This is a genomic window from Pseudonocardia sp. ICBG162 (assembly GCF_020496225.1).
Taxonomy (GTDB): domain Bacteria; phylum Actinomycetota; class Actinomycetes; order Mycobacteriales; family Pseudonocardiaceae; genus Pseudonocardia; species Pseudonocardia alni.
The window spans coordinates 974232-998778 of sequence record NZ_JAHLJD010000031.1; the positions used below are offsets into that span (position 1 = coordinate 974232).

The window sequence follows — 24547 nt, forward strand, 5'->3', positions numbered from 1 at the left end:
ACGGAACGAGGGCGGGGAGCCGACCAAGTCGTCGGCTCCCCGCCCCGTCTCGTCCCGAGCAGCTACAGACCGGACGGTTCCAGCTGGTCCTCTGCGTCGTGGGCGTTGGCCTGTTCGGCGGTCTGGTCGTCGTAGTGCCATTGGGTGAGCTGCTGGTGGCGGTCGTGCTGTTCGCCGTCCTGCGCGTCGAGGGCGTCGCGGTAGGCGATCTCGTCGAGTACCCGCCCGGCCTGGGCGACCGAGTCGGCGGCCTCGTCCGCGGTCGGGACCCGGACGACGTCCTCCGAGGCGCCGGACCGGGGCGCGTCGTGGAGGTTCGCCTCGTGTGTCGCGGCGTCGTCGTGTTCGGCGGGGTCGAGGTCGTCGACGAGGTCGGCGTCGGTGATCTCGCGGTGCTGCTCGTCCTCGGCCTGGGCGACCAGGTGGGCGGTCATCCATTCCTCGGCAGTGACGTGGTCAGCCGGGTCGTCGGTGGCGTCGCGGGAGGCCAACTCGGCTTTGGACAACTCCGCCTGCAACCGGGTCTGAGTGGTGTGGAGCAGCCACAGGCCCCGGGCGTCGTCGACCTGCTGCAGTTCCTCGGCCCGCTCGGTGAGCGAGCGTGCCAGGGCTGCGGCCTGCTCGGCCTCGATGGTGAGGCGTTCGCGCTCGACCTGTTGGTCGGTGTTCTCGGCTTCGGCGCGGCGTAGGGCGGCGTCCTGCTCGTAGCGTGCGGCGGCTTGGCGGGTTCCGGCAAGCTCGTTGCCGACGTAGCGGGGTGCCGCGGCCAGCTCGCGCTCGTAGGCGCGCACGCGAATCCGGAGCTGGCCGTTGGACAGCTCCAGGTGCTCGCGTTCGACCTCCGGGCGGCCCAGCGCCCGCCACGCGGCGCGGTGCGCGGCGAACTGCTCGACCTGCCCCGGCTGCGGCGCCGGGCCGAGCGGGTCGGTGTCGTCGTCATGGCCGCGGACCTCCCGGTAGGCCGCGACCTGCCCGACGGCGCTCTGCCACCGCTGGCGCGCCTGCTGGTCGGCCGGAGGCTCCCCGAAGGCGTCCACCGCCCACCGCGGCGGTTCCGCGACCGCGTCGGCGCCGAGTCGGGCAGCGCGCTGGTCGGCCGCCTCGGCCAGCACCTGCAGGTAGGTGTTCCAGCTGTCCTCGTCGGTGCGCGGCACCCAGTCTGTCCAGCGCTCCCCCACCGGGTCGAAGCGGTGCGAGTCGCGGATGCGGGAGTAGAGCACGTTCGCGACGCTGCGCGACCCGAACAGCGGTCCGCGCTGCACGGCGTCGGTGAGCACGGTGTGCGGGTCGTGCCCGGCCAGCTCGGCGCGGCGCAGGATGCGGGTCAGGGCGGCGGTGCCATCCTCCGCGGCGAGCTGCGCCCGCTCGTCGGCGGTCAGGGCCCCGGTGGCGACGAGCTGGTCGAGCGAATGCGCGGTGCGCGCGGTGGCGACCCGCTGTGCGCCGTCGGCGAGCCGCTCGGCCGCGGTCGCCGCACTGGCCGCCCGCTCGGTCGAGGCGGCCTCGGTGGCGAGAGCGGACTGGGCGACGGCCTGGTCGGCGCCGTCGAGGATCGTCGCGACCGCGGCGACGGGGCTGCGGTGGATGCTGTGCGCCTGCGGGGTGCCGTCGGCGAGGTCGTCGGGGCCGGTGTGGGTGGTGACGTGGGCGGTGTTGCAGTCCCGGCCGCGGGACATGCCGACGTAGAGGGAGTTCGCGCGGGTCGCGGGGGTGACGACGCTGTGGGTGGTGTCGACCGTCGCGCCCTGCCCGGCGTGGGTGGTTCCGGCGTAGCCGAGCGCGAGGTGCTCGGCGACGTAGGCGGCCGGCAGGACCATGCGGTCTCCGGTCCCGGTGCCGTGGGTGTCGGTGGTGACCTCCAGTGCGCCGTCGTCGCGGACCGCGGTGACTCGGAACAGGTCGCGGTTCATCACCGGCCGCCGGTTGCCCTCGTACCCGGCCAGGGTCCAGTCGATCGCGCGGGCCTCGACCAGGTCCCCGACCCCGGCCACGGTCCCCTGCATCCCCAACCCCACGCCGGTCTCGGCGACCCGGCCGAGCCGGACGAGCTCGGCCCGAACGCTTGCGGAGACGCGGGCGGCCTGGTCGTTGGAATCGACCAGTAGCAGCGATTTCTTACCGGAGAGGGTGTCGGCCAGCCACGCCCGCGCGGCGGATTCTTCCGCGCCGTCGCGGTCTCCGGCGTCGAGGAGGCGGCCGTGCTGGTGGTAGTCCTGCAACACCGTCTGGTCGGCCTCGCGCAGCCGCAGCGAGGCGCCTCGTTCCCACCCGGCGCTGAACCGGCGGGCGTCGGTCAGCTCGTAGCTCGACCCCGCCGTGGCGAGCAGGTCCATCGCGCCGCCGGCGCCGACCGCGGAGAGCTGGCGGTGGTCACCGGTGAGCAGCAGCTTCGCCCCGGCCGCCTGGACCCGGGCGTGGATCGCGTCCAGCGACGCGGTGTCGGTCATCGCGGACTCGTCGACCACAACGAGGTCGCCCTCTCCCAGCCGCCACGCCTCGTCACCGTCGCGGGTGCGGCGCTCGGCCGGTGCGGCGTCGAGGCGGGCCTGGGTGGCCGACCAGCGGGCGATGTTCGCCGCGGTCAGCCCTTCGGCGGTCAGGACCTCGGTGGCCTTCTGGCTGGTCGCCAACCCGAACACCCGCCGCGGCGCGGCGGGCGGGGCGCCGTCGGGTCCGGTGGGCAGGGTCGGGTCGCTCCACGCCCTCGCCAGGGCGCCGACCACGAACGACTTCCCGGTCCCCGCGGGCCCGACGAGAGTCTCGACGCGAGCACCGGAGGTCAGGATCCCGCGCACCGCCGCGGCCTGGTCGACACCCAGCTCGATGCCGTCGGTCCGGAGCCGGTCGACGAAGCGGTCCGCCGCGCCGCGGGTGAGCGCGGTGCCGTCGTGGGCGGCGGTCGCCGCCAACAGGATCCGCTCGGAGCGGATCTGGTCGGTCGTGGTGTAGAGCCGCCCGCCCGGCGCGCGGAACACCGACTCCCCGTTCGCGGTCCGCATGTCGGCAGGCAGCAAGTCCTCGCCGGGCTCGGCGGCGTCGAGGTCGACCAGGTGCTCCAACGCGACGTCGGTGAGCTGATCCAACAGCGTCGCCACATCAGCACCGTCGGGGACGCCGAGGTAGTCCGGCAGGGCCGCGTTCACCGCCCGGGTGAGATCGGCGCGAGTCCAGCCGGCCTTGCGGTCCCGCACGTCGGCGACCGCGATCTCCACGACCGCGGTCGGATTGAACGTCTGCGGCGCCACGCCCTCGCGGCGCGCGGCGAGGGCGGTGTCGGCGATCCCGGCCAGCCCGCCGTCGATGTCCGCGCGCAGCTTCGCCGCGGTCTCATCCAGGAACTCCTCCCGGGTCTGCCCGTCGTGGGACTTCGCCGCCCGCGTGGCGAACGTCGCCTGCCGGGACAGCCGATCGCGCTCGGCGGAGTTCGGGGCGCGGCCGTAACGGTCCTCGAACGCCTCGAACAGCTCCGCGGTCTTCGCGGTCACCTTGTGCCGGCGCGAGGACAGCAGCGACATCGCCCCGTCCGGCACGCCGAGGATCTCCCGGGACTTCCCGTCCGGACGCGTCACCGCGAGCGTCCCCAGGGTGTAGGCCAGCGTCTCCTCGGTCGTGCGCTCCGCTACCGCTGCCGCGGCCGGGCGCCACCGGTACAGCGAGCGGCCGTCGAGGGTGCGCCACTGCCCGTCCGGTCCCTGCACCCGGTTCAGGGTGCCGTTGTGGATGTGGAGTTGCGGGTCCCCGTCGCGGGAGTCGTGCTGGAAGAACGACGCCACGGTCCACTCGTGGGCGTCGGCGTAGCGGCCGGCCGCGCCGCCGTGATGCCCGACCCGGGTGTAACCGGCCTTGTCCTGCAAGTAGGCCAGGGCGGCGTTGTTGCCCGCCCAGATCGCGTCCTCGACCGCCGTGCGGAACTGGCCCCACGCCGCGGCGGTCTCCTCGTCGCCCGCGTTGCGGGCAGCGACCTCACGGGCCTCGAACGCGGTGTGCAGCAGCGTCACCGACTTCTGCACGCTGAACGTGATGTCGAAGAACGCCACATTGTGCCGGGCCGCCTTGCCCGCCTCGGTACGCAGCTCCGCGCGGCGTTCCGCGGCGGCGTCCGGCTCGCGTTCCAACGCCTGCTCGTACAGCTCCTCGGCCGTCCGGTACTTACGTCCCACGTGTCCCAACGTCGCCGCACTGTCCCACCGCTGCGGGTCCCCGAACGCGGCGTCCCGAGGGTCGATGAACCGCTCGTAGACCGCCCGCATGTCCTGGGCGTCCACCAGACCACGCAGGCCGAGCTTCTCCGCACCCGCGCCCCACCAACGCCCCGGCGGCTCGCCCTCGGCAACCGCGCCGGTGTAGTAGTTCTCCCGCCCGGTCGCAACCTCCTTCAACAAGTACTCCGGGCTGTAGCCCGAGGAGATGCTCAGCACCCCGACCACCCCGAAACGATCGTGGTCGGGGCCTGGTCGCGGTCGACGGCACAGGTCCTGCGGCGTGGCCGGCCGGAGGCCGGCCCGCCCCCTCGGATCGTGATGCATCGGTGTGCTGCTTTTGATCTTGGGCTCTTGTTGCTCTGTTCGGGGTAGTCGCTCTCGGTTCTGGCGTTCTGCTCGGTCGCGGTGGTCTTCTCGCTGCTGGCGCTCATCGAGTGGTCCTGTTCTGGGGCTCGTCGGGGACGAGGTGCAGGCCGCTCGCGGTCTGCGGTGGGGTGTCGCGGAGCTGCTGGAGGGCGCGGGCAGCAGTGCCCCGGCCGACGTCAGCCAGGTCCTGCAGCTCGCGCACCGTCGGGAGGGCTCCGTGGCGCTGACGGTGGGTCTGGGCGGTGGTGCGGGCGCGCTCCTGCGCGCCCGCACCCGACCCGCCCGTCCCACCCGGGCCGGAGCCCTCCGGCCGGACGGCGGGGCGCGGGGCAGGGTGGGACACCGGCCGCGGCGGGCCCGGGATCACCGGTCCGTCCAGCGCGGGCGGGACAGCCGGACCGTGTCCCACCTCGTCGGGCTGTCCCGCCGGTGTCCGGCCGGACGGCGGGACGGTGATCGTCGCCCGGACACGACATCCGGCCGCGCCGCCCGGCGCCTGCCGGTCGTGGTGCTCAGGCTGCTCGCCGGTGTCGTTCTCGGCGAGGAGGTAGAGCAGGTGCGCGACGACGGCGGCGGCGATCGCGGGCCACGCCCCGACCCCGAACCGCAGCGCGGCGCTCACGGCCAGCTCCCCACCCGCGGTGACGGTGTCGGAAGCGAGGTAGACCGCCTGCGCGAGCCCCGACAGCCCAGCCGAGACGATCACCACCGACCAGGCGTAGCGGGCCGCCGACCCGGACAGCCGGGCCGTGGCGGTGTAGGCGACCAGTGCGAGGCCGTCGGTGATCAGTGGGTAGATCCAGGCGATCCCGGCCGGGACCCGCGCGGCGAGCGCGACCTCGAACAGGCCGTGCGCCGTCGCGACCGCGGCCCCGACCGCGACGGCCAGGCCCGGCAGCCAGATCGCGGCCCGGCCGGCGCGACCGCTCCGTGTTCCGGTGGCCGTCATCCGAGCGCACCGCCGATCGGGCCGGACGCCGCAGCGGCGGTGGTCCCCGGCTCGGGTGGCGCCTGCTCGCGTCCGTTCGCCCACCACGCGGTGATCAGCGACGCGTGCTGCTCCCCCGGCACCGTCGGCGGAGCCCCGGGCGGGGCACCCCACCCGGGTCGGGTCTGGTGCCTCTCGATCGAGCACGACCCGACGGACTTGCGGAGCCGGTTGACCACCCCGGGCCGCTGGCGGTCGTGCCAGTCCCCGGCGAGCTGCACCGAGGCGTCGGGGCCCTGGTAGGCGGCGCACCAGGCGTGCATGAGCCACAGCAGCTCCTCGACGACGTCGGCGTGCCAGGCCCAGCACTCCGGCACGACCGCAGCACCGTCGGGGTAGCGCAGGAACACCACCCGAAGCCACCCGGTCAGCTCGTCGAGCAGTGCCGCGACCTTGTCCGGCTCGGTCGGGGCGAGCAGCCACGACGGGGCCGGGGCCGGCCGCCGCCGCGCGGCGACCGTCGCGAGGGTCTGGCTCAGCTCCGCCACGACCTGGGTCAACTCGTCGATCCGTCCGTTGACGGGACCGAGCGCGTCGAGCCTGCGGTTCAGGTCGTCGACCTGCCGGGCCAGCCCGGCGACCGCGACACCGGTCGGACCGTCCGCCTTCGAGGAGGTGTCGGGGTGCGGGGGCGTGTTCATCGGCCCCACTCCGTCGCGTCGACGTCGGCCCGCGGAGCGGACGACGGGATGTCTCGGGGCGCCAGATCGTCGGCCAGCGCCTCGACCTGCGTCGCACGGACCAGGTCCGAGACCCGCCGTATCTCCGTATCGGTCAGCGGCCGGACCCCGCCCTCCACGGCCGGGTCCGGGGTGAACCACAGACCGCCCACGAACGACCCCGGGCCCTCGTCGAGAACCCGTTCCCGGTCGCCTCGCTCGTAGGTGATCGTCTCGACGCGGGCGTCCTGCGCGGTACGGTCGCGGTCATCGTTCGGGTCCACCCGGTCCGCCTCGCTCTGGTCAGCGGGACCGTCGTCGGCAGCCCGGTCGTTCGAGTGCTCGTCGAGCGCGGCGACCTCGGCCGCCGCCTCGGCGGCGGCCTGGCGGGCGTCATGGACGGCGGTGGCCTCGCGGTGCGAGCGCTCGCGCCCCTCCCGCGCGACGGTCACGAGCCGCGGCTGCGGGTCACACGCCGTGGTGTTGGTCAGCTCGTCGAGCCCGACTGTGTGGGCGCGGTAGCCCCACATCTCGGCGTCGGAGTGCAGCCCGAACAGCCGGGTCCGGTCGGTGATCGCCGACGTCCCCCGCGCCTCCCGCAGCGCCGCAATCGCGGCGGCATCGGCACGGGTGCGGGCCTGGGCGACGGTCTCCCCGCCCGCGAAGTCGACCCACCCGAACCGGGCGCGGGCGTCGTCGAGGTCGAACTCGTCCAGCCGCCACCCCGACGACGGCCGGCCGTGCGCACCGGTCGCGTCCCGCAGGTAGGACGCGACGACCTGCTCGGCGTCCGCCCGGCCTCCGGGGAGGTCGGCGGCGAGCCGGTCGACGGCCTGGGACGGGGTCCACATCTCGTAGCGCCCGCTCATCGGGTCCACCGCCCGTCACCCGCGCCATCGGCCGGGCCGGCCGGACGACCGCCCTCACCGTGCGGGCCTGGCTCGAGCAGCGCCGTCGCCTCGACGGCCTGGTCGTGCTCGCCGCTCCGGCGGATCGCGCGCAGCTCCGCGAACATCGCGTTGGACGACCGCACCCGCTCCGCCACCTCGCCGAACCGTTCCGGCCACCGCGCAGCGAGCACGGTGAGGGCGTGTCCGAGCTGCTGGTCCGTCCAGGCGCGCAGAGCCTCGCCGCGGCGGTGCCAGCGGGTCTCCGCCTCGATCCGCGCCAGCAGCCGCGCCCGACGCCGGACGTCGCGCCGCTTCCACGCCATCTGCGCCCGACCGATCACCGGGGCGATGCCGCGCCGGATCACCACTACCCGCCCCGCGGGCAGATTCGCGATCTGCGCCGGAGCCAACACCGGCACCTTCCGCACGCTGCGCGAGGCGACGCGGCCGTGGTCGTCGGTCGTGGTGACCCGCTCGTCGCGCTCCCCGGCCAGGGTGGACCAGAACTCCAGGTCTGCCTTGTCCCGGGTCCCGCCGAAGATCATGACGGCGGCGGTGTTGTTCAGGATCGTTGCGGCCTTGTGCTCTCCCCAGCGGGCGAGGAGCTGGGCGCGGGACTGGAACGCGCACAGGATCGTCACGCCCCGGCCGCCCATGTCCGCGGTCCACGATTCGAGGGGGACCGGGGAGATGAGGGCGGCCTCGTCGAGGAACAGTCCGAGCGGCGGGTCCAGCCGGCCCTTGGGCTGTCCGGCGGCGAGGCGGCGGGCCTCGCGGGCGATGTGTCCGGTGAGGGCGCACACCAGGGGTGCGGTCTGGGCTTCCTCGGCGCCGAGCAGGAACACCGTCGCGCGGTCGTCGAGGAGGCGCGCGACGTCGAATCCCTCCCCCGGCTCGGCGGCTGCTGCGGCTGCGGGGTGGGTGAGCCATCCGAGGGCGGGCATGACGCTGGAGGTGATCGAGGAGCGGGTGCGCTCGTTGGTGGTGAGGAACTGCATGACGTCCTGCTCGAACGCGGTCACCCCCGAGCGGCGCAGCAGCGCGGGGACCTCGCGGCCGGCGGTGTCGGGGTCGGCGACCCATCCGAGGACGTCGGCCATCCGCTTGCCGCCGAGGGCGGCGGCGTGCAGCAGGGCGGCGAGGACGCGACGGGCCTGGCCGTCCCAGAACTCGCGGTCCCCGCCCGAGCCGGAGGCGACGGCGGCGAGCATGTCCGTGGCGCGCTCGGTGGCGGTGACGGGGTCGGTGCAGCCAGTCAGCGGGTCGAACGTGATCGTCGACGCCCGACCACCGAGGCCGGCCGGGTTGAACACGAACACCTCGCCCCGGTCCTGGCGGCGCAACGGTCCGCACAGGTCGAGCAGGTCGGTGCGGGTCGAGGTCACCAGCGCGGCGCCAGGGGCGTCCAGGACTCGCCCGGCGAGCCAGCCGGTCTTGCCGGTGCGGGGGCCGCCGACGACGATCACGACGTCCTCGACCAGCGCCCACACCCGCAACACGCCGGTGCGGCACAGCTCCACCGCAGCCTCGGAGGTGGCGAGCCGGAGCCGCTGCCAGCGCGGGAGTCCGGCCAGGGACGGGCGCACCGTGGCGGTGCGGCGGCGGACCGCGAGGGTTCCGGCGTGGCGGACGATGTCCAGCGACGAGGCCACGCCGACCTTGCGGCGCGACCGCGCAGCCCACCGCGACACCGTCGCCGAGGAACGCGACCACCGGTGCCACACGATCACCCCCGCCAGCCCGACCACGGCGACGAGGGCGGGCCAGGACAGGGCGGTGACGATCGTCGCGGCCGGGAGCAGCGCGACCACGGCGAGGCCGGCGGCCAGGGCGCGGGCGCCGCGCGCCCAGGCGAACAGGGCGCCCGCGGCGAAGGCGGCGAGGACGAGGCTGGTGGAGCTGAACAGGATGCTCATCGTCAGTCGCCCCACCCGGTCCGGGCGGTCCACGCGGCGATGTCCGCGCGGTGCCGGGCACAGCCGTCGGTGTGGCCGGACTCGATGTCGTCGGGGTGCGAGCCGCACGGGCCGTGGTCGGTGACCACCCCGTCGCAGCTCGGGCAGCGCCAGTACGCCGACGGCGTCCGCCACGACCGCACCCCCTCCGGCTCCGAGTCCGGGACCCGGCCGCAGACCAGCCAGTCGAACGCCTGCTCCCCCACCGGCCGGTACTCCCCCGACGGCAGATCCAGCGCTGCGCCGATGTCGTCCCACGACCGGCCCGCCGCACGAGCGGCACGGGCGTACTCGTAGAGCTGCCCCTCAGCGACCGTGCGCATCAGCAACGCCGCACCGATCCCGGCGAACGGGTCGTCGAGACGGCGGTCGGTGAACACGGTGAACCCGGGGATCGGGACCTCGGTCTCGGTCGAGCCGAACGCCTCGACCGCGATCCGCCGCAGCAGCTCGCGGATCCGGCCGGACGCCGTGGTCGTCGGGGAGACGTCGAACGCGCTCATCGGTGACCCCCGCCCGGGTTGGTGTCAGCGGCGGCCACGCCTGCGGCCCACCGGTCGACCGTGCGTCGGGACACCCCGAACGCCTTCGCGACCTCTCGTCGCGAGACGCCCCCCGCGAGGGCGGCCCGACCGTCGGCGACGATCGGGGACCGGCTCCGCGACGGGACCTGCCGGACTCCGACCGGAACCTCGAAGACGACCTCACCCCCGCACGCGGTGACGCGCCGGGCGGGCCGGACCGCGCGGGCCCGGCGGCGCTCGGCGGCCGTCATCCCGCCGGCGATGCCGTGCGGCTGGGACTCGATCGCCCACTCCAGGCACGCGGCCTGCACCGGGCACCGGCCGCAGACCCGCTTCGCGCGGGTGACCTGCTGCGAGTGCGCGGCGCCGTCCTCCGCAACCGGGAAGAACAGCTCGGGGTCCACCGACAGGCACCCCGCGCGCTCGCGCCATCGGTCGTCGTGTCGCTCTACCATCGTCTCCTCGCCTGCCTTCTGCTGATGTGCGGTGAGAGCGGCCCGGCGGCTGTGTCCCGCCAAGAACCCGTCGCCGGGCCGTCCCTCGTGGTGTGTGATCGCCTCGGTCATCGCGTGTCCCCCCGGTCCGGGGTGCGGGCCGGGGCGGCGAACAGCCCGGGCATCGCGTCCAGCTCGTCGCGCCGCAGGTCTCGGTCGGCGGCGCTGTCGCGGCCGGCCCCCCGGGCGCCGGGCATGACGTCGGCCAGGTGCGCCAGCCGCGCCGGTAACAGCCGGTTCTCCAGCAGCGCGAGCGCCACCTGCCGCGACTGGCACTCCTCGCGGCGCTGTACCGGCCACCGGCAACCCGGGCACCGTCCGGCGGCCGGGACGTAGTGCTCGACGACGATGCGCAGCCGCTCCGTGCGTCCGGTCGGGGACAGCAGCCGCGGGTCCAGGTCGCCGGGCTGCGCGACCGGGTCCCGGGACTCGGACGCCAGGTTGGGTCGGGTGCTCACGTCCACCACTCCCGGGCGACGTCCAGCGACGCGCCGGAGCCCTGCTCGGTGAGCGCGTAGCGCAGCCCGCCCGCCTCGACCGGCTCCGGGACGCGTCCGGTCTCGTCCGGGCACAGCACCGATCCGTCCTCGTGGGAGAACTCGGGCAGGTGACCGGCCCGGGCGGGCCATCCAGTCGGCGGGACGTCGATGACCGGGGACCAGCAGCCCGGGCACACCAGGTCCGCGACGTCGATGACGTCGTCACCGAGCGTGTGGTCGACCGGGTAGTCGGCAGCCGCGCTCACGACCCGCTCCCGGAGGTACCGGCCTGCTGCGTCCCATTCAGTGCGGGAGTTGCGGCCTGGTCGAACGCCGACACGAAGGTCCCGACGGCGGCCGGGACACCGGCCCCGACCGGCGTGGCGATGAACAGCACCAGGGCCAGCGCGGCGAACGCGACCGCGCCACCGGCCGAGCGTGCCTTGGCGCAGATGAACGCCCCGACCAGCGCGACGAGGATCAGCACTCCGACGCTGCCCATCACGCACCGCCCCGCAGGTCGGCGGGGACACCGGCGACGGCGTTCTCGACGAGGGTCTGGATGACCTGGGCCGGGACCAGCCAGCGGCCCCGCACGCGGACCGCCCGCAGCTCCCCGGTCGAGATCGCCCGGTAGACGGTCATCCGCGACATCTTCAGCATCGCGGCCACCTCCTGGACGTCGTAGAAGGTCGGCCCCGCACTCGGGGCTCCGGTCGTCGTCATCTCTGCTCTCCGTTCGTATCCATACACACATGGTGCACCATATGCACATAGTGCACAAGGTTGCGTCGTGTTGCCTCCCACCGTGCGTGGCAGCTACGCGCCCGTCACCGGGCTGCGTAGGCTCCCGACCGGAGGAGGCCGATGACCGAGCACACGGGGCGCCCGAAGTACCTACAGGTGGCCGACGAGCTACGCCGCGCGATCCGCGCCGGCTCCTACCCCGTCGGGAGCGAGCTGCCCTCGACGTCGCAGCTCACCCGCACCTACGAGGTGTCGACGACCGTCGTTCGTGCCGCGGTCCGCGAACTGCGTCAGGAGGGCGTCGTCCAGGGGCAGCCCGGCAAGGCCGTGTACGTCACCGCCGAGCCCGGCGACGGAACCGACGCCGACCGTTCCGACCTCGCCGTCCGACTGCGCGAGCTCGAGGACCGCACCTCGACCGCTCTCGCCGCGCTCGAAGCCCGGGTGGCCGAGCTGGAGGGCCGGACCTCCAGGCCGTAGCTCCCTGAACCGCCTGTTTGCTTCTGCGATGCTCTCCATGCGAATCAGCAAACAACGTCGGTGCCCCTACCTACAGTGTGCTCAGGGGGTGCATCCGTGCACAGGGGGTGCACACGGGGTGCAGGCAACCCCTCCGGGCGGTGGAACGGATGGGCGGAACGACGCCGAATGTCGCGCTCGGTCGCGCGATGAGCGAAGCCGAGATGACCAAACAACGGGCTCGCTCGCCGGGTCCGTGACCTCGCCGCACGTCGCGGCGTCCGCAGCGCCGCCGACCACGTCACCGTCAAGAGGTGGCTCGACGGCACACAACCCAGGGCCGAAACCGCGGTCCTGATCGCGACCTGCCTGTCGGAGAAGCTCGGACGCACCCTCACCCCGGCCGGACTCGGCTTTACCGCCGTCGTCACCGCCGAGGCAGAACCGGCCGCCGCCGTCGAGCCGGTCGTCTATCCCGACGACGCCGACACCGCGACCGCACGACTCGACTCCGTCGCCGCAGCCGACACCGCCGGCATCCTCGTCCCCGGCCCACACGCCTGGGACGGGTTCGCGACCCCATCGATCATCACCGGGTACCTGTTCGACGACCACAGTGAGTACCGCCGACCCGACACCGACGACGTCCCGGTCGATGCCGAGGCGATCCGGCTCACGACCGCACGGCTCATGGAGCTGGACTTCCAGCTCGGCGGCGGACATACCCGCGAGCTGCTGCTGTTCTACTTCCGCAGCCAGGTACTGCCGCTGCTCCGCTCGCTACCCCGTGGGGCCGGGCGCGCAGACATCCTGTCCGCCACAGCGGAACTCGCCCAAATGCTCGGGTGGAGCGCGTACGACGCCGGGCGCCACGCCGCCGCGCAGCGGTACCTCACCTACGGACTGCGCCTCGCCCGCGATGCCGGAGACGTCCTGCTCGGCGCGCGACTCCTCGCCAACCTCAGCCACCAGGCCAACTACCTCGGCCGCTACCGCGACGCCGTCCAGCTCTCCCGCGCAGCGATCACCACCAGCACCGGTACCCCGGCACCGGCCACGCTCGCCATGCTGCACGCGATGGAGGCGCGAGCCCTCGCGTCGCTGTCCGACGGACCCGGAGCCGAGCGGGCGCTCGGACGGGCCGAGGCGTCGCTACACCAGGGCGGCGACGCCGACCCGGCATGGATCAACTACTTCGACCCCGCCGAGCTGGCCGGCGAGGCCGCACACTGCTTCCGCGACCTCGGCCGCGGCGAGGAGACCCGCCACTTCGCCGGCCTGGCAATCGCCTCCGACGCGACCCCGCCCCGGACCCGGGCGTTCATCAATATGGTCACCGCGGCCGGGGCGATGCAGGAGGGATCGCTCGACGAAGCCGTCGCGGCGGCGCGCTCAGCGATCGAGCTGGCCGGGCCGCTGCAATCCAGCCGGTACCAGCGCTATGTCGCCGACTTTGTTCAACAGGTATCCGCGGCATACCCCCGCGAACGACACGCTTCAGAGCTTGCGGAATTGAGTGATCGCGCGTCGCGATCGGGTTGAAGGTGGCCACAAGCAACCTGCTTCGCTCGAACGTGTGGACGCTGCCCGCGTCGTCGCATCACGCTGTCGGGGAGCACGGGTAGACTGCTCAGGATTCATCCGCTTGATACCTGGGGGACACCGATGGCGCGAGCACCTGGTGACCCCGTGTCGGTACCCCTTCGGTACCCGACGGCCTCAATCTTCATCGACGAGAGCGGCGCTCGGGCATCGAACAACGACTTCTTCGTGCTCGCCTCCGTGAAGGTACGAGAACCTGGCAGGCTTGCACGTGAGCTGCTCGCAGTGCGGGAGAAGTGCGGGTTCAGTGGAGAGTTCAGTTCGCCGAGATCAACCGCAGCTCGATCCCGGTCTACGGCGAGATCATCCGTGTCTTGCACGAGTCCGACGCAACGATCGCGGCGTGTGTCGTCTCGGGCTCGGTGCACGACCCTTTCCGCGGACGGGAAGATCAATGGCGGGTTCATGCCGAGATCACTAGTCAGCTACTGGTCGGGTGCATCAACCGTCGTGAACTCGTCGGCGTCCATCTCGACGGTCTGTCGACCCCGGTTGGCGAGTCGCTGGAAGAGACCGTGCGGAACTTGACCAACGCACGACTGAAGAACACCTCCGTGGTGTCAGCAGTGGCGCTCGACTCGAAGACCAACGACATCTTGCAGGTTGCCGACATGGTCGCGGGCGCTATCCGTCACGAACGGATGCTTTCGTTGGCGCCACGCTCTACCCGCTCCAACAAGGGCAAGATCGCACTGAAGCTGGCTACAGTGTTCGAGCGTCCCGAGTTGACTGATGGGCGAGACGCACGTCTCAACATCGCGACGTACCGAGGTCGAGCTGCACAGGAGCCGAGGCTACGAGCCGTCGCCTCCGGCAAGCTGAGTGGCCGACGGCGGGCTGGTTGAGCAAACCCTTCGCGCGGACGTATCCTGTCATCGACGTGGTTTGAGCCCCAGGCTCACTGCTGCGTCACCCGGTTTGAGCCTCAGGCTCACTGCTGGGTTCAAGTGGGTGGGGCACGCGAAAGCTCCATGTCAACTGACCCGGGTGGCGTTCCTCAAGCCTCAATCTTGAGGGACGCCACCGCGTCAGCTCGTCTCGCCCCCACCCCTGACCTGGATAAACGTCTAGAACGGGCTCCAGTCGCGCTCGTCTCGCCCAGTCCGAATCGTCCGGATTCTCCGCTCGTACTCGGCCCTGATCTTCGACGCCTCATCGACGTTCTGCATCAGCCACGTAGTCATCTTGATCGCCTGTACTGGCCGAAGAACTTCGAAGCCCGACCAGCTGGTGACATCGAACCCGTAGGCATCCACGAACTCCCTGTACTGCTTGGCGGTCCAGAAGCCTGCTGTTAGGTACTCGGCAGCCGTGACGTTCAGATCCCACTCCGGCTGCCCGAGTGCCATGTTCTCCAGGTCGATGACGACCGGCCGGCCATCAGCCGGAACCATCAGGTTCTGCACGTGCGCGTCTCCATGCAGCACTGCAGGGGCAAGCGGGAACTCCAAGTCACCGAGCTGGACTCGAACCTCGTCGAGGGTCTTCGCGAGGAACGCCCGGTCGTCGTCCGGGATGGGTGACTGCTCGATGCGGTGCACGACCCGGGCGAACGGGTCGAACGTCGGCAGCTCCGGCGCCTGGTCGACGGGCAGCTCGTGGATGGACCGCAGGATGCGAGCGAGGTCTCCGACGTCGCTCGGCCGCCCCCGCCGACCATCGATGTGCTCCCAGAACGTCACCGGGTATCCCTCGACGTCGAACGGCTGGTCCTCGACGTCCGCGAGCCGGACGACGCGGACGCCCTGCTCTGCGAGCCACCGGGACATCCGGACTTCCTTCACCGCGTCGGGCCATCGCTGCGCCGACCGCGCGATCCGGACGACGACGGGCGCACCGGCGAGGCGGTAGATCGCGTTCTCGCCGAGCCGGAGCAGCTCGGCCCCGTCGGACGGCAGACCGGCCCGACGGCACGCCTCGTGCAGGACGGGCAGCGTCGAGTCGCGCCCGAAGGTCGGGGAGCTGGGTGCACCGGCCACGGCCCAACCGTAGTGAGCAGCTACCACCGCAGCGTCATGGGAGCGAGCGGTGACGCCGGATCCACCGGTGCGACTTCCAGCTCGTAGCGCCCGATCCAGGACTCCCCGGTGTCGGTGTTGCCGGGGTCCTCGATCCTGGCGATGCCGACCAGGTGGGCGCGGAACCCGTCGAGGTCGGCCAGGCTGCCCGCGACGACACGCGGCGGGTACCGGACGCCGTCCGGCCCGCGGGCCGTCAGCGTCCAGTAGGCAGACGCCAGCGGCGCAGGAGAGATGGCCGGCGACGGCTCGGGTTCCGGCTGTTGCGGCGCGCGCGGCCCGCGAGCTGCGACAAGGGGTCGGCCGGCCCCCTCGACGATGTACCCGGTGGCCCGCAGCACGCCCACTGCGCGCCGCGCGGTCGAGAGCGACACCGCGTGCTCCGCCGCCAGCGCCTCGGCCGTCGGGATCGGCTCCCTCGCGGCCAGCTCGCCGGACTCGATCCGCCCTGCGACCGCGGCGGCGACGAGCTCGTAGGGATGACGTGGTGCCCGAACGAACGGCTCACCCTCAGCCGGGCGGGTCGGCATCCCGGCCCCGATCCCGACTGCCGCGCGCTGGTCCGCCTCCGACACCCACGCGGTGTAGGTCCGCAGCGTCGTCACGCCACCGCTGCCGTGGCCCAGACGTCCGGCGACCGTCCGCAGGTCGACGCCCGCGACGATCAGCTCGGTCGCGGAGTAGTGCCGGAGCTTGTGGAACGTCGTTCCGACGCCCAGCCGCTTCGCCAGGCGCTCGTAGCGTTGCGTCACGCTGTCGGGCAGGACGAAGTCCGCGCCGTCCGGCGAACGGCCGAACACGAAACCGTCGGGGTTCGGGGTCAGCCCCAGCGACTCGGCTCGTCGTTCGTAGCGGCGGCGGTGCTCCCGGAGGACTGCAGCGGTCTCCTGGTCGAGCGCGATCCGGCGCTGCTGGTGGGTCTTGAGATCGCCCTCGACAGGCCGGCCGTCGTCGCCTTTCGCGATCGCTCGGCGGAGCCACAGGGTCTCCCGCCCCTCGTCGAGCACGACCGCAGGCCATCGGACGGCGCACAGCTCCCCGCGCCGGGCGCCGGTCGTCATCGCCGTCCAGACCAGCGCCCCCCAGTCCGGGTCCTCCCAGGCCGCGGAGACGATCGCGGCGGCCTGGGCCGCGGTGGGCGGCTGCGGGTTCGGCTTAGACGCGGGCGGCGGCTCCGCCTGGCCGATCGGGCTCGTCACGATCCAGCGCCACCGGACGGCCTTGCGGAACGCGCCCGACAGGATGAAGTGGATGTGTCGGACCGTCGACGCGGCCAGTGGACGGCACCGGTGCGCCCCGCACCGCGCGTCGCACTCGTGCCGCGCCTTCGTCCGGTGGTCGGTCCGGCGGGAACCGTCGCAGTGGTCGCGACAGCGGCGCAGCTCGGCGTAGTACGAGTCCAGTGTCTCCGGATCGAGCTGCGCCACCTTCACCGAGCCGAGCAGGGGAAGGATGTGGTTCCGCACGTACCCGCGGTACAGCGTCCGGGTGCTCGCGGCTCCGTCGAACTGCTCCAGATAGCGGTCGAGCAGCTGCTCGACCGTCGCCGCGGTCCGCGGGTTCCGGCGCTCCGCGACCTCTTGGACCATGCGGGCGCGCACGGCCTCTGCTCGTGCCTCGACGTCGGGCCCGGCCGGGACGACCTCGACCAACCGGTGCTTCCGCTTCGTGACGGGGTCGGTCCCGGCGTGCACCCGCACCCGGCGTGCGCCGCTCGGGAGGACGTCGATCGCACCCCGCGGACTACGTCTGCGCTGCTCCCGGGCGGCCATGTGGTCATGGTAGGTACTCACCTGGGTCACGAAAGGGGTCACGCGAGCGGTTCCGCCGGGCCCGGTCCGAACGAAACCGCTGGTTAAGAGTGGAGCCGGAGGTCGGGATCGAACCGACGACCTACCGCTTACAAGGCGGTTGCTCTACCACTGAGCTACACCGGCGGGCAGCCCCAGCCTAACCCGCCCCTCCGTCGCGACCGCTCACCCCGTCCGGCCGTCGGACGGTGTGAGGTCGGCCGACGCCCCGACGCCGGTCGGCGGCCCGCCCCTAGCCTGGTAGGCGACGCCAGACCCGCACGACGGAATGGAGGGATCGTGGCCGAGGAGACGCCGACGGCCGACCGGTTCGCACGGCGACTGCGCGGCGCGCTGCGGCGTGACGCGAAACGGCTGCTCACCCCGGGTCCGTCGACGGTGCCGATGCTCATGCTCGGCCCGCAGGTTCCCGACGACGCCCGCGTGCAGGAGGTCCTGGACCTCTGCATGCGGATCGGTGAGATCGAGCTGTCCTCCGGCGAGTCGGTCGACGAGGTCACGGCGACGATGCTGCGGCTGGCCAACCTGGCGGGCCTGCCCGCCGTCGACGTGGACATCACGTTCACCTCGATCACCATGTGCTGCCACCGGGGCAACGCCGCGCAGCCGGTGACGACGATGCGGCTGGTCCGCTACCGCACGCTCGACCTGTCCCGGCTGGCCGAGACCGAGGAGATCATCCGCGACGTCGAGGCGGGCCGGCTCGACGTGCGGGCGGCGTCGTCGAAGGTGTCGGAGGTCGTGCGGCACCCGCACCCCTACCCCCGCTGGGTGGCGACGTTCGGCTGGGCCGCGCTGGCCGCGTCGATCGCCCTGCTGCTCGGTGGCGGTCCGCTCACGGCGACGACGGCGTTCGTCACCACCGCGATCATCGACCGGATCGGCCGGATGCTGGCCCGGCGCGGGGTCGCGGCGTTCTTCCAGCAGGTGGTCGGCGGCTTCCTCGTCACCGCCTCGACGGTCGCGCTGGTGCAGCTGGAGGTGTTCCCGCCGGGCACCCGGGCGTCCTACGTCGTCGCGGCGGGCATCACGGTGCTGCTGTCCGGGCTGAGCGTGGTCTCCACCGTGCAGGACGCCCTGACCGGCTACTACCTGACCGCGGCCGCCCGCATGGTCGAGATCTCGCTGCTGTCGGCGGGGCTGCTGACCGGCGTCGTGCTGGGCCTGCAGCTCGGGCTCGCGATGGGCACCCAGATCGAGGTGTCCGGGGACCTGCCGTCCGGGCCGGGCCAGTTCGGGCTGTCGCTGGTCTCGGGTGCGCTGGCGGCCGCGTTCTACGCACTCGCCGGGTACGCGCCACTACGGTCGCTGCCGATCGCGGGTGCGGTCGGCGCGTCGAGCTGGCTGGTCTACGGCCTGCTCACGCAGAACGCCGGCCTCGGGCAGGTGCCCGCGACCGGGGCCGCGGCGCTCGTCGTCGGCCTGGCGGCGGGTCTGCTGCGCCGGGGCACCCAGACCCCGCCGATGGTCGTCACGCTGGCCGGGGTCACCCCCCTGCTGCCCGGTCTCGCCGCCTACCGCGGCTTCTACCAGCTGGCGATCGAGGGCCCCTCCGAAGGGCTCGTGACGATCACGATCGCGCTGGCCGTCGGGCTCGCGCTGGCGGCGGGCGTCGCCCTCGGGCAGTTCGTGGCCAGCCCCCGGCGCCGGCCGGAGGACCGGCCGGGCGGAGCGGAGAACTCGCCCACCGGCGGCGCGGCCGTCGGTTCCCCGGTGTCGGACGCCACGGCCGACGGGGCCGATCCGAAGTAGGGTCGGCCGCGGGGCGAGCGTCGAGGAGGGCATGTGTCCACAGGGGAACCGGTGACCGCAGCGGATCTGGTGGTGGTGGCCAACAGGCTCCCCGTGGACCTGGAGCGGCACCCGGACGGCAGCACCACCTGGCGTCGCAGCCCGGGCGGCCTGGTCACGGCGCTGGAGCCGACCCTGCGGGCCCGGGAGGGTGCCTGGGTCGGCTGGCCCGGCGTCCCCGACGCCGAGGTCGAGCCCTTCGCCGAGGACGGCCTGTCGCTGTTCCCGGTGACGCTGACCGCGCAGGAGGTCACCGACTACTACGAGGGCTTCTCCAACGGCACGCTCTGGCCGCTCTACCACGACGTCGTCGCACCGCCGCAGTTCCACCGGCACTGGTGGCGCGCCTACACCGCGGTGAACCAGCGCTTCGCCGAGGAGGTCGCGAAGGTCGCCGCGCAGGGTGCGACGGTCTGGGTGCAGGACTACCAGCTCCAGCTCGTCCCGGGGAAGCTGCGCGAGCTGCGCCCGGACCTGCGGATCGGCTTCTTCCTGCACATCCCGTTCCCGCCGGTCGAGCTGTTCCGCCAGCTCCCGTGGCGGACCCGGATCATGGAGGGCCTGCTCGGCGCGGACCTCGTCGGCTTCCACACCGACGGCGGCGTCCGCAACTTCCACTGGCTCGCCCAGGAGCTCGCCGGGGCCTCCACCGACCGCGACCCCGAGGTGCTCCACCACGGCGGACGGCGCATCCGGCTCGGCGCGTTCCCGATCTCGATCGACTCGCACCGGCTCGACGAGCTGGCCCGCACCCCCGAGGTCGAGAAGCGCGCCGCCGAGATCCGGACGGAGCTCGGGAGCCCGGAGAAGATCGTGCTGGGGGTCGACCGGCTCGACTACACCAAGGGCATCGACGTCCGGCTCCGCGCGTTCCACGAGCTCCTCGAGGAGGAGCGGGTGTCCGTCGACGACGCCGTGATGATCCAGCTGGCGACGCCGTCGCGGGAGCGGGTCGAGCACTACCAGCAGATGCGCGCCGACATCGAGCAGGCCGTCGGCCGGATCAACGGCGAGTTCGCCCGCGTCGGGCACCCGGCGGTGCACTACCTGCACCGGTCGCTGCCGCGCGAGGAGCTCGCCGCGTTCTTCCTCGCCGCCGACGTCATGCTCGTGACCCCGCTGCGCGACGGCATGAACCTCGTCGCCAAGGAGTACGTCGCCTGCCGACCCGACGACGGCGGCTGTCTCGTGCTGTCCGAGTTCGCCGGTGCCGCGATCGAGCTGACCAGCGCACTGCTGGTCAACCCGCACGACACCGACGGCGTCAAGGAGGCGCTCTACGCGGCGCTGACCATGAACGCCGAGGAGGGGCGCAAGCGGATGCGCACGCTGCGCCGCCAGGTCCTCGACCACGACGTCGACCGCTGGGCCACCGGGTTCCTGGAGGCACTCGGCATCCGGGTCGAGCAGTGAGCCCCGATGCCGCCCTGGAGCGGCTCGCCGGGGTGGGGCGGCTGCTCGTCGCCCTCGACTTCGACGGCGTACTGGCCCCGCTGGTCGACGACCCGTCGGCGTCGCGGCCGCTGCCCGCCTCGGCCGACGCCGTCCGGCGCCTCGCCGCGCACGACGCGACGACCGTCGTGATGCTGTCCGGCCGGGGCCGCGACGACCTCGCGACCGTCTCCGGGTTCGTCCCGCCGGTCGGGCTGGTGGGCAGCCACGGCGCCGAGTACGACGACGGGCTCGCCGCCCTGCTCGGGCGCGGCGGCCTGCTGACGCCCGAGCAGGAGCGCCGGCGGACCGCGCTGCTCGACGGGCTGCGCGCCCTGGTCGACGGGACCCCCGGGGCGCGGCTGGAGACCAAGCCCGCGGGCGGAGCGGTGCACGTGCGCGGCATGGACCCGGCCGCCGGGGCGGCGCTGCTGGAGCGGGTCGACGCCGAGTGGGTCGGTGACGGCGTGGACGCCGTCGCGGGCAAGGACGTGCTGGACCTGGCCGTCGTCGAGACCACCAAGGGCTCCGCGGTCGAGGCGCTGCGGTCGGCCCTGCACGCGGACGCGGTGCTGTTCGCCGGGGACGACGTCACCGACGAGACCGCGTTCCGGGTGCTGGGCGACGGCGACGTCGGCATCAAGGTCGGCGACGGCGACACCGCGGCCCGCTTCCGGGTCACCGACCCGCAGGAGATGGCCGGGGTCCTGGAGCGGCTGGCCGCGCTGCGCTGCGGGTCCTGACCGGGTCCTGACCGGGTCGCGGCGGCTCAGTCGAGGTCGGCCAGCGCGGCCGGTGGCTCGCGGCACGGGTCGTCGGCGGCGGGCAGGTCGGAGGCGTTGCCGGGGATCCCGAGGCCCTCGGTGGCGGCGAGCCCGCCCATCTGGGCGTACCAGCGCGGGGCGCGCTCGCGGGCGTGCCAGTAGCCCTTCGCGCTGATCCAGCCGCGTTCGCCGGGGTCGGCGACGCCGTTGCCGTTGGTGTCGCCGAGGAAGCGCATGCCGCCGCCGGGGGCGCGTTCGACGTGCAGCGGGGACGGCAGCAGCCCGATGAGCTGGGCGGACTCGTCCACGCTGAGCGAGCGGCTGGACTTGCCGAAGTAGTACCAGGAGGCGGCGCAGACGCCGTAGACGCGCGGCGCGAACTGCGCGACGTTGACGTAGATCTCCAGGATCCGGCGCTTGGACATGACGAGCTCCATCGTCTCCGCCGGCGGGATCTCCAGCGCCTTGCGCACCGGTTCCAGCGGCGGGTAGCGCCCGGCCCACAGGAACAGGTTCTTCGACGTCTGCTGGGTGATGGTCGACCCGGACGGGTCGTCGGTGCCGTCCATGTACGCCTGCACCCGCGCCCACTGCATCCCGTAGTCGACGGCGAGGATGCGCTCCGGGAACTGCTGGTCCTCCTGCCCCATGACGACGACCAGGAAGTTGCGCGACACGTGCTCGGCGTCGGTCCACTGCGCGACGGTCGGCCCGAAGTTCCACAGCCGGAACATCGTGTACGGCGGGTTGACCAGGGTGAACAGCAGCACCAGGACCAGCGGGACGGCCTGGGCGACCAGGGCCCAGCGCAGCAGCCTGCGCAGCCGGGCCCGGGTCGACGGCGGCGGGGTCCCCGGCGGCCGCTGCGGCCGCAGCCGGCGCAGCCGTTCCCGCAGCGCCGCGATCTGCGGCCCGATCGGGCGGCGCGGGGCGCGGGTCTCCTCGGGGCGGGGCACGGGGACCGCTCCGCGACGCGGCGGCGGGCCGGTCCGGCGGGCGCCGCGGCGCGTGGGCAGTGGCCGCTGAGCCGGGTGGAGCACGTCCGGGCGGTCGGACGGTGCGGGGCGCGGGGCCGGGCGCAGGGCGTCCGGGCGGTCGGGCGGCGCGGAGGGTCGCGGGGCCGGAGGGGGTGGCACGGCGCGGGGTGGCCGCCCGCCCGCCGGCGGACGTCCGGACGGCGGGGGCGGCACGACGCGTCGCGGACCCGCGCCGGGGCGCGGGGCGGGTGGGGGCAGCGGTCGTCCGCGCCCGGCGGGGCCCGGGGGCGGCGGCGGTGGACGGCGACGGGGGTCGCGCTCGTCGTTCAGCGCAGCCTCCCCCTCGCCCCGGTCCGGCCACCCGGACGGGCGACCCGAACCCGACGATACCGACGGGGCGGGAGGAACCGTGGCCGGTCCGGGTCAGCGCGGCGGACCGCAGGCCGGGTCGACGGCGTCGAGCACCTCGACCTCGTCGCCGACGGCGATCTCCGCGCCCGGGTCGTCCGGGATCAGGTTGACCCCGAACCACACCTTGCCGTCGAACCGCCGGTGCCGGGCCAGGGTCGCCATCGGCTCGCGGCCCTTGACCGCCGTGTCCGGGTCGACGGTGGTGAGCACGCAGCGGGCGCAGCCCTTGGCCACCCGGAACTCCGCGGCGCCGATCCGGATGCGCCGCCAGCCGTCCTCGGCCCAGGCGGGTGCGCCGTCGACGACGGCGTTCGGCCGGAACCGGGTCATCGGCAGCGGCGCCTCGGCCGCGTTCGGGCCGTCGGCGACGAGCGCGTCCAGCGCGTGCAGCGAGGCCGTGGAGGCGAGCAGCAGCGGGTAGCCGTCGGCGTAGGAGACGCGGTCGTCGTCGTGGGAGAAGTCGGGGTCGGGACGGCGCCGGGCCGGGTCGTCGAGGTGGATCAGCCGGACCGGGTCGCCGAGCAGCTCGGAGAACCAGGCGTCGGCCTCCGGGCCGGCCGGGACGCCCGCGGTGTCCCAGCGGTGCACGCGGGCCGGCACCGGCTCGCCGTCGGGCACGGGGACGGTGAGCGGCGGCAGCCCCGGTCCGGTCAGGCGGAGCCCGTCGGCGGCGGGGGTGGGCGCGACGAGCACGAGCCGCGGGTGGGTGCGCGCGGTGACCATGGCGCCGTCGTCGCGGACCAGCATCCAGCGCCGGTCCCCGGCGAGACCGGCCCGTTCGACGACGGCGCGGGCCACGTCCGCGCCCCGGCAGGACTTGACCGGGTAGGGGCGCAGCCCGGTCAGGCTCACCATCCGGAGAAGAACTCCCCGGACTGGCGCAGCTCGCGGGTGGTCACCCCGACGATCAGCTCGGTCGGGAGCGTGACGTGCTCGGGGACGTGGCGGTCGCCGCGTTCGAGCAGCAGCCGCCCGGCCTCGAGGCCCTTCTCCCGGAACGGCTGGCGGACCGTGGTCAGGCCGACGCGCTCGGCCTCGGGCACGCCGTCGAACCCGGCGACCGAGAGGTCCTCGGGCACCCGCAGGCCGCGGTCGCGGGCCTCGCGCAGCGCGCCGAGGGCGAGGATGTCGGAGGTGCACACCAGCGCGGTGATCCCGGGGTGGGAGTCCAGCAGGGTGGCGGCGCCGTCCGCGCCGGCGTCGAGGGAGTGCTCGAACCGCTCGATGACCGGGACGTCGGCCCACTCGACGCCCGCCTCGGCGAGCGCCGCGCGCAGCCCGGCGAGGCGTTCGCGCTGCACGGCGTAGGAGCTGCCCTCCTGCCGGGCGACGTCGGCCCTGCCGTCGTGCCGGTGCGAGGACAGGCGCATGCAGAGCACACCGACGCGGCGGTGGCCGAGCTCGACGAGGTGCCGCCCGAGCGCGAGGGTCCCGGCGCGGTCGTCGACGCCGACGCGGTCCACCCCGGTGATCCCGGTGGGCTGGTCGCAGACGACCGTCGGCACCGGGCGCTGCAGGACGGCCCGGAAGTGCGGGTCGTCCTCGCTGACCGAGTAGACGACGAAGCCGTCGACCCCGGCCTGGTAGACGGAGTCGACGTCGGAGTGCTCCGGGCTGACCGGGATCAGCAGCAGGCCGGTGCCCGCCTTCTCGCAGGCCAGCGCGAGCCCCTCCAGGAAGCCGGTGGCGCCCGGGTCGCGGAAGGCGTAGCTGAGCGCCTCGGTCAGCAGCAGGCCCACCGCTCCAGCGCGCCGGGTGCGCAGCGAGCGGGCGACCGGGTCCGGGCCCGGGTAGCCGAGCCGCCGGGCCGCCTCCAGGACGCGCTCGCGCAGCGGCGCGGACAGCTGGTCGGGACGGTTGTAGGCGTTCGACACGGTCGTCCGGGAGACCCCGAGCTCGGCGGCCAGCGACGCGAGCGTCGCCGGACGCCGCGGGTGCTGGGGGCCGGTCATTCCCCGAACGGTAGCGGCGCGGTCACG

22 protein-coding genes and 1 tRNA gene are annotated in these 24547 nt (G+C 73.7%); 6 read left to right on the top strand and 17 right to left on the bottom strand.

Features of this window, described 5'->3' with window-relative positions:
• Positions 1–62: 62 nt before the first annotated feature.
• The 11 genes from mobF to KPL60_RS29480 all read right to left on the bottom strand — a co-directional run bounded on the left by mobF (position 63) and on the right by KPL60_RS29480 (position 11283).
• Complete coding sequence (gene mobF, locus KPL60_RS29425) at positions 63–4427, bottom strand: MobF family relaxase (RefSeq protein WP_226367834.1); 4365 nt, start codon at positions 4425–4427, stop codon at positions 63–65.
• Between the two features lie 202 nt (positions 4428–4629).
• The gene (locus KPL60_RS29430) at positions 4630–5517 is read right to left on the bottom strand and encodes a hypothetical protein (RefSeq protein ID WP_226367835.1); all 888 of its coding nucleotides are present in this window, start codon (positions 5515–5517) and stop codon (positions 4630–4632) included.
• Positions 5514–6197: a hypothetical protein gene (locus KPL60_RS29435; protein WP_226367836.1), complete on the bottom strand. Its 684-nt coding sequence runs from the start codon at positions 6195–6197 to the stop codon at positions 5514–5516. The genes KPL60_RS29430 and KPL60_RS29435 overlap by 4 nt, the downstream gene beginning before the upstream one ends.
• Positions 6194–7084, bottom strand: a complete 891-nt coding sequence (locus tag KPL60_RS29440; RefSeq protein WP_226367837.1) for a hypothetical protein — start codon at positions 7082–7084, stop codon at positions 6194–6196. The genes KPL60_RS29435 and KPL60_RS29440 overlap by 4 nt, the downstream gene beginning before the upstream one ends.
• Positions 7081–9021, bottom strand: a complete 1941-nt coding sequence (locus KPL60_RS29445) for a type IV secretory system conjugative DNA transfer family protein (protein ID WP_226367838.1) — start codon at positions 9019–9021, stop codon at positions 7081–7083. The genes KPL60_RS29440 and KPL60_RS29445 overlap by 4 nt, the downstream gene beginning before the upstream one ends.
• A 2-nt stretch (positions 9022–9023) precedes the next feature.
• Complete coding sequence (locus tag KPL60_RS29450; RefSeq protein WP_226367839.1) at positions 9024–9563, bottom strand: hypothetical protein; 540 nt, start codon at positions 9561–9563, stop codon at positions 9024–9026.
• The gene (locus tag KPL60_RS35265) at positions 9560–10039 is read right to left on the bottom strand and encodes a WhiB family transcriptional regulator (protein WP_374228778.1); all 480 of its coding nucleotides are present in this window, start codon (positions 10037–10039) and stop codon (positions 9560–9562) included. The genes KPL60_RS29450 and KPL60_RS35265 overlap by 4 nt, the downstream gene beginning before the upstream one ends.
• Before the next feature lie 107 nt (positions 10040–10146).
• Positions 10147–10536, bottom strand: a complete 390-nt coding sequence (locus KPL60_RS29465) for a hypothetical protein (protein ID WP_226367840.1) — start codon at positions 10534–10536, stop codon at positions 10147–10149.
• Entirely contained in the window at positions 10533–10823 is a 291-nt protein-coding gene (locus KPL60_RS29470) for a hypothetical protein (RefSeq protein WP_226367841.1), read from the bottom strand. The genes KPL60_RS29465 and KPL60_RS29470 overlap by 4 nt, the downstream gene beginning before the upstream one ends.
• Entirely contained in the window at positions 10820–11059 is a 240-nt protein-coding gene (locus KPL60_RS29475) for a hypothetical protein (protein ID WP_226367842.1), read from the bottom strand. Before KPL60_RS29475 ends, KPL60_RS29470 begins: the two co-directional genes overlap by 4 nt.
• On the bottom strand, positions 11059–11283 hold the full coding sequence (locus KPL60_RS29480; RefSeq protein WP_226367843.1) for a helix-turn-helix domain-containing protein: 225 nt from the start codon (positions 11281–11283) through the stop codon (positions 11059–11061). Before KPL60_RS29480 ends, KPL60_RS29475 begins: the two co-directional genes overlap by 1 nt.
• A 141-nt stretch (positions 11284–11424) precedes the next feature.
• Between KPL60_RS29480 and KPL60_RS29485 the strand changes: the two genes are divergently transcribed.
• From KPL60_RS29485 to KPL60_RS29495, 3 genes are all read left to right on the top strand, one after another.
• Positions 11425–11784 carry a winged helix-turn-helix domain-containing protein gene (locus tag KPL60_RS29485; RefSeq protein WP_226367844.1) on the top strand — a complete coding sequence of 120 codons (360 nt, stop codon included), beginning with the start codon at positions 11425–11427 and terminating at the stop codon, positions 11782–11784.
• A gap of 669 nt (positions 11785–12453) precedes the next feature.
• Positions 12454–13305: a hypothetical protein gene (locus KPL60_RS29490; RefSeq protein ID WP_226367845.1), complete on the top strand. Its 852-nt coding sequence runs from the start codon at positions 12454–12456 to the stop codon at positions 13303–13305.
• Positions 13306–13601: 296 nt separating this feature from the next.
• Positions 13602–14210, top strand: a complete 609-nt coding sequence (locus tag KPL60_RS29495; RefSeq protein ID WP_226367846.1) for a DUF3800 domain-containing protein — start codon at positions 13602–13604, stop codon at positions 14208–14210.
• Between the two features lie 222 nt (positions 14211–14432).
• Here the strand turns inward: KPL60_RS29495 and KPL60_RS29500 are convergent, their stop codons facing one another.
• The 3 genes from KPL60_RS29500 to KPL60_RS29510 all read right to left on the bottom strand — a co-directional run bounded on the left by KPL60_RS29500 (position 14433) and on the right by KPL60_RS29510 (position 17320).
• Positions 14433–15344: a phosphotransferase enzyme family protein gene (locus tag KPL60_RS29500; RefSeq protein ID WP_226367847.1), complete on the bottom strand. Its 912-nt coding sequence runs from the start codon at positions 15342–15344 to the stop codon at positions 14433–14435.
• 20 nt (positions 15345–15364) lie between these two features.
• A complete protein-coding gene (locus KPL60_RS29505; RefSeq protein WP_226367848.1) occupies positions 15365–17176 on the bottom strand; it encodes a tyrosine-type recombinase/integrase in 1812 nt (603 codons plus the stop codon).
• Positions 17177–17245: 69 nt separating this feature from the next.
• Positions 17246–17320, bottom strand: a tRNA-Thr gene (locus tag KPL60_RS29510).
• Positions 17321–17473: 153 nt separating this feature from the next.
• Between KPL60_RS29510 and KPL60_RS29515 the strand changes: the two genes are divergently transcribed.
• Genes KPL60_RS29515 through otsB form a run of 3 tightly spaced genes read left to right on the top strand, consistent with a single transcriptional unit; the run spans position 17474 to position 21159 of the window.
• Positions 17474–18946 (top strand): threonine/serine exporter ThrE family protein, encoded by a 1473-nt coding sequence (locus tag KPL60_RS29515; protein WP_226354121.1) that lies wholly within the window; start codon positions 17474–17476, stop codon positions 18944–18946.
• Positions 18947–18979: 33 nt separating this feature from the next.
• A complete protein-coding gene (locus tag KPL60_RS29520) occupies positions 18980–20398 on the top strand; it encodes a trehalose-6-phosphate synthase (protein ID WP_226354122.1) in 1419 nt (472 codons plus the stop codon).
• Positions 20395–21159: a trehalose-phosphatase gene (gene otsB / locus KPL60_RS29525; protein WP_226354123.1), complete on the top strand. Its 765-nt coding sequence runs from the start codon at positions 20395–20397 to the stop codon at positions 21157–21159. Before KPL60_RS29520 ends, otsB begins: the two co-directional genes overlap by 4 nt.
• A gap of 26 nt (positions 21160–21185) precedes the next feature.
• On the opposite strand, the gene KPL60_RS29530 is transcribed toward otsB, so the two are convergent.
• The 3 genes from KPL60_RS29530 to KPL60_RS29545 all read right to left on the bottom strand — a co-directional run bounded on the left by KPL60_RS29530 (position 21186) and on the right by KPL60_RS29545 (position 24520).
• Positions 21186–22136, bottom strand: coding sequence for a transglycosylase domain-containing protein (locus KPL60_RS29530; protein ID WP_226354124.1), 951 nt, complete (start codon positions 22134–22136; stop codon positions 21186–21188).
• Between the two features lie 444 nt (positions 22137–22580).
• The gene (locus KPL60_RS29540) at positions 22581–23423 is read right to left on the bottom strand and encodes an MOSC domain-containing protein (protein WP_226367849.1); all 843 of its coding nucleotides are present in this window, start codon (positions 23421–23423) and stop codon (positions 22581–22583) included.
• Complete coding sequence (locus KPL60_RS29545) at positions 23417–24520, bottom strand: LacI family DNA-binding transcriptional regulator (RefSeq protein WP_226354126.1); 1104 nt, start codon at positions 24518–24520, stop codon at positions 23417–23419. Before KPL60_RS29545 ends, KPL60_RS29540 begins: the two co-directional genes overlap by 7 nt.
• Positions 24521–24547 lie beyond the last annotated feature (27 nt).

Excerpts from the sequence above, each read along its gene's own strand:
- KPL60_RS29540 (WP_226367849.1), bottom strand. The coding sequence starts at position 23,423 with ATGGTGAGCCTGACCGGGCTGCGCCCCTACCCGGTCAAGTCCTGCCGG.
- KPL60_RS29490 (WP_226367845.1), top strand. The coding sequence starts at position 12,454 with ATGGAGCTGGACTTCCAGCTCGGCGGCGGACATACCCGCGAGCTGCTG.
- KPL60_RS35265 (WP_374228778.1), bottom strand. The coding sequence starts at position 10,039 with ATGGTAGAGCGACACGACGACCGATGGCGCGAGCGCGCGGGGTGCCTG.
- KPL60_RS29545 (WP_226354126.1), bottom strand. The coding sequence starts at position 24,520 with ATGACCGGCCCCCAGCACCCGCGGCGTCCGGCGACGCTCGCGTCGCTG.
- KPL60_RS29445 (WP_226367838.1), bottom strand. The coding sequence starts at position 9,021 with ATGAGCATCCTGTTCAGCTCCACCAGCCTCGTCCTCGCCGCCTTCGCC.
- KPL60_RS29450 (WP_226367839.1), bottom strand. The coding sequence starts at position 9,563 with ATGAGCGCGTTCGACGTCTCCCCGACGACCACGGCGTCCGGCCGGATC.
- KPL60_RS29435 (WP_226367836.1), bottom strand. The coding sequence starts at position 6,197 with ATGAACACGCCCCCGCACCCCGACACCTCCTCGAAGGCGGACGGTCCG.
- KPL60_RS29480 (WP_226367843.1), bottom strand. The coding sequence starts at position 11,283 with ATGACGACGACCGGAGCCCCGAGTGCGGGGCCGACCTTCTACGACGTC.
- KPL60_RS29485 (WP_226367844.1), top strand. The coding sequence starts at position 11,425 with ATGACCGAGCACACGGGGCGCCCGAAGTACCTACAGGTGGCCGACGAG.
- KPL60_RS29430 (WP_226367835.1), bottom strand. The coding sequence starts at position 5,517 with ATGACGGCCACCGGAACACGGAGCGGTCGCGCCGGCCGGGCCGCGATC.
- KPL60_RS29475 (WP_226367842.1), bottom strand. The coding sequence starts at position 11,059 with ATGGGCAGCGTCGGAGTGCTGATCCTCGTCGCGCTGGTCGGGGCGTTC.
- KPL60_RS29440 (WP_226367837.1), bottom strand. The coding sequence starts at position 7,084 with ATGAGCGGGCGCTACGAGATGTGGACCCCGTCCCAGGCCGTCGACCGG.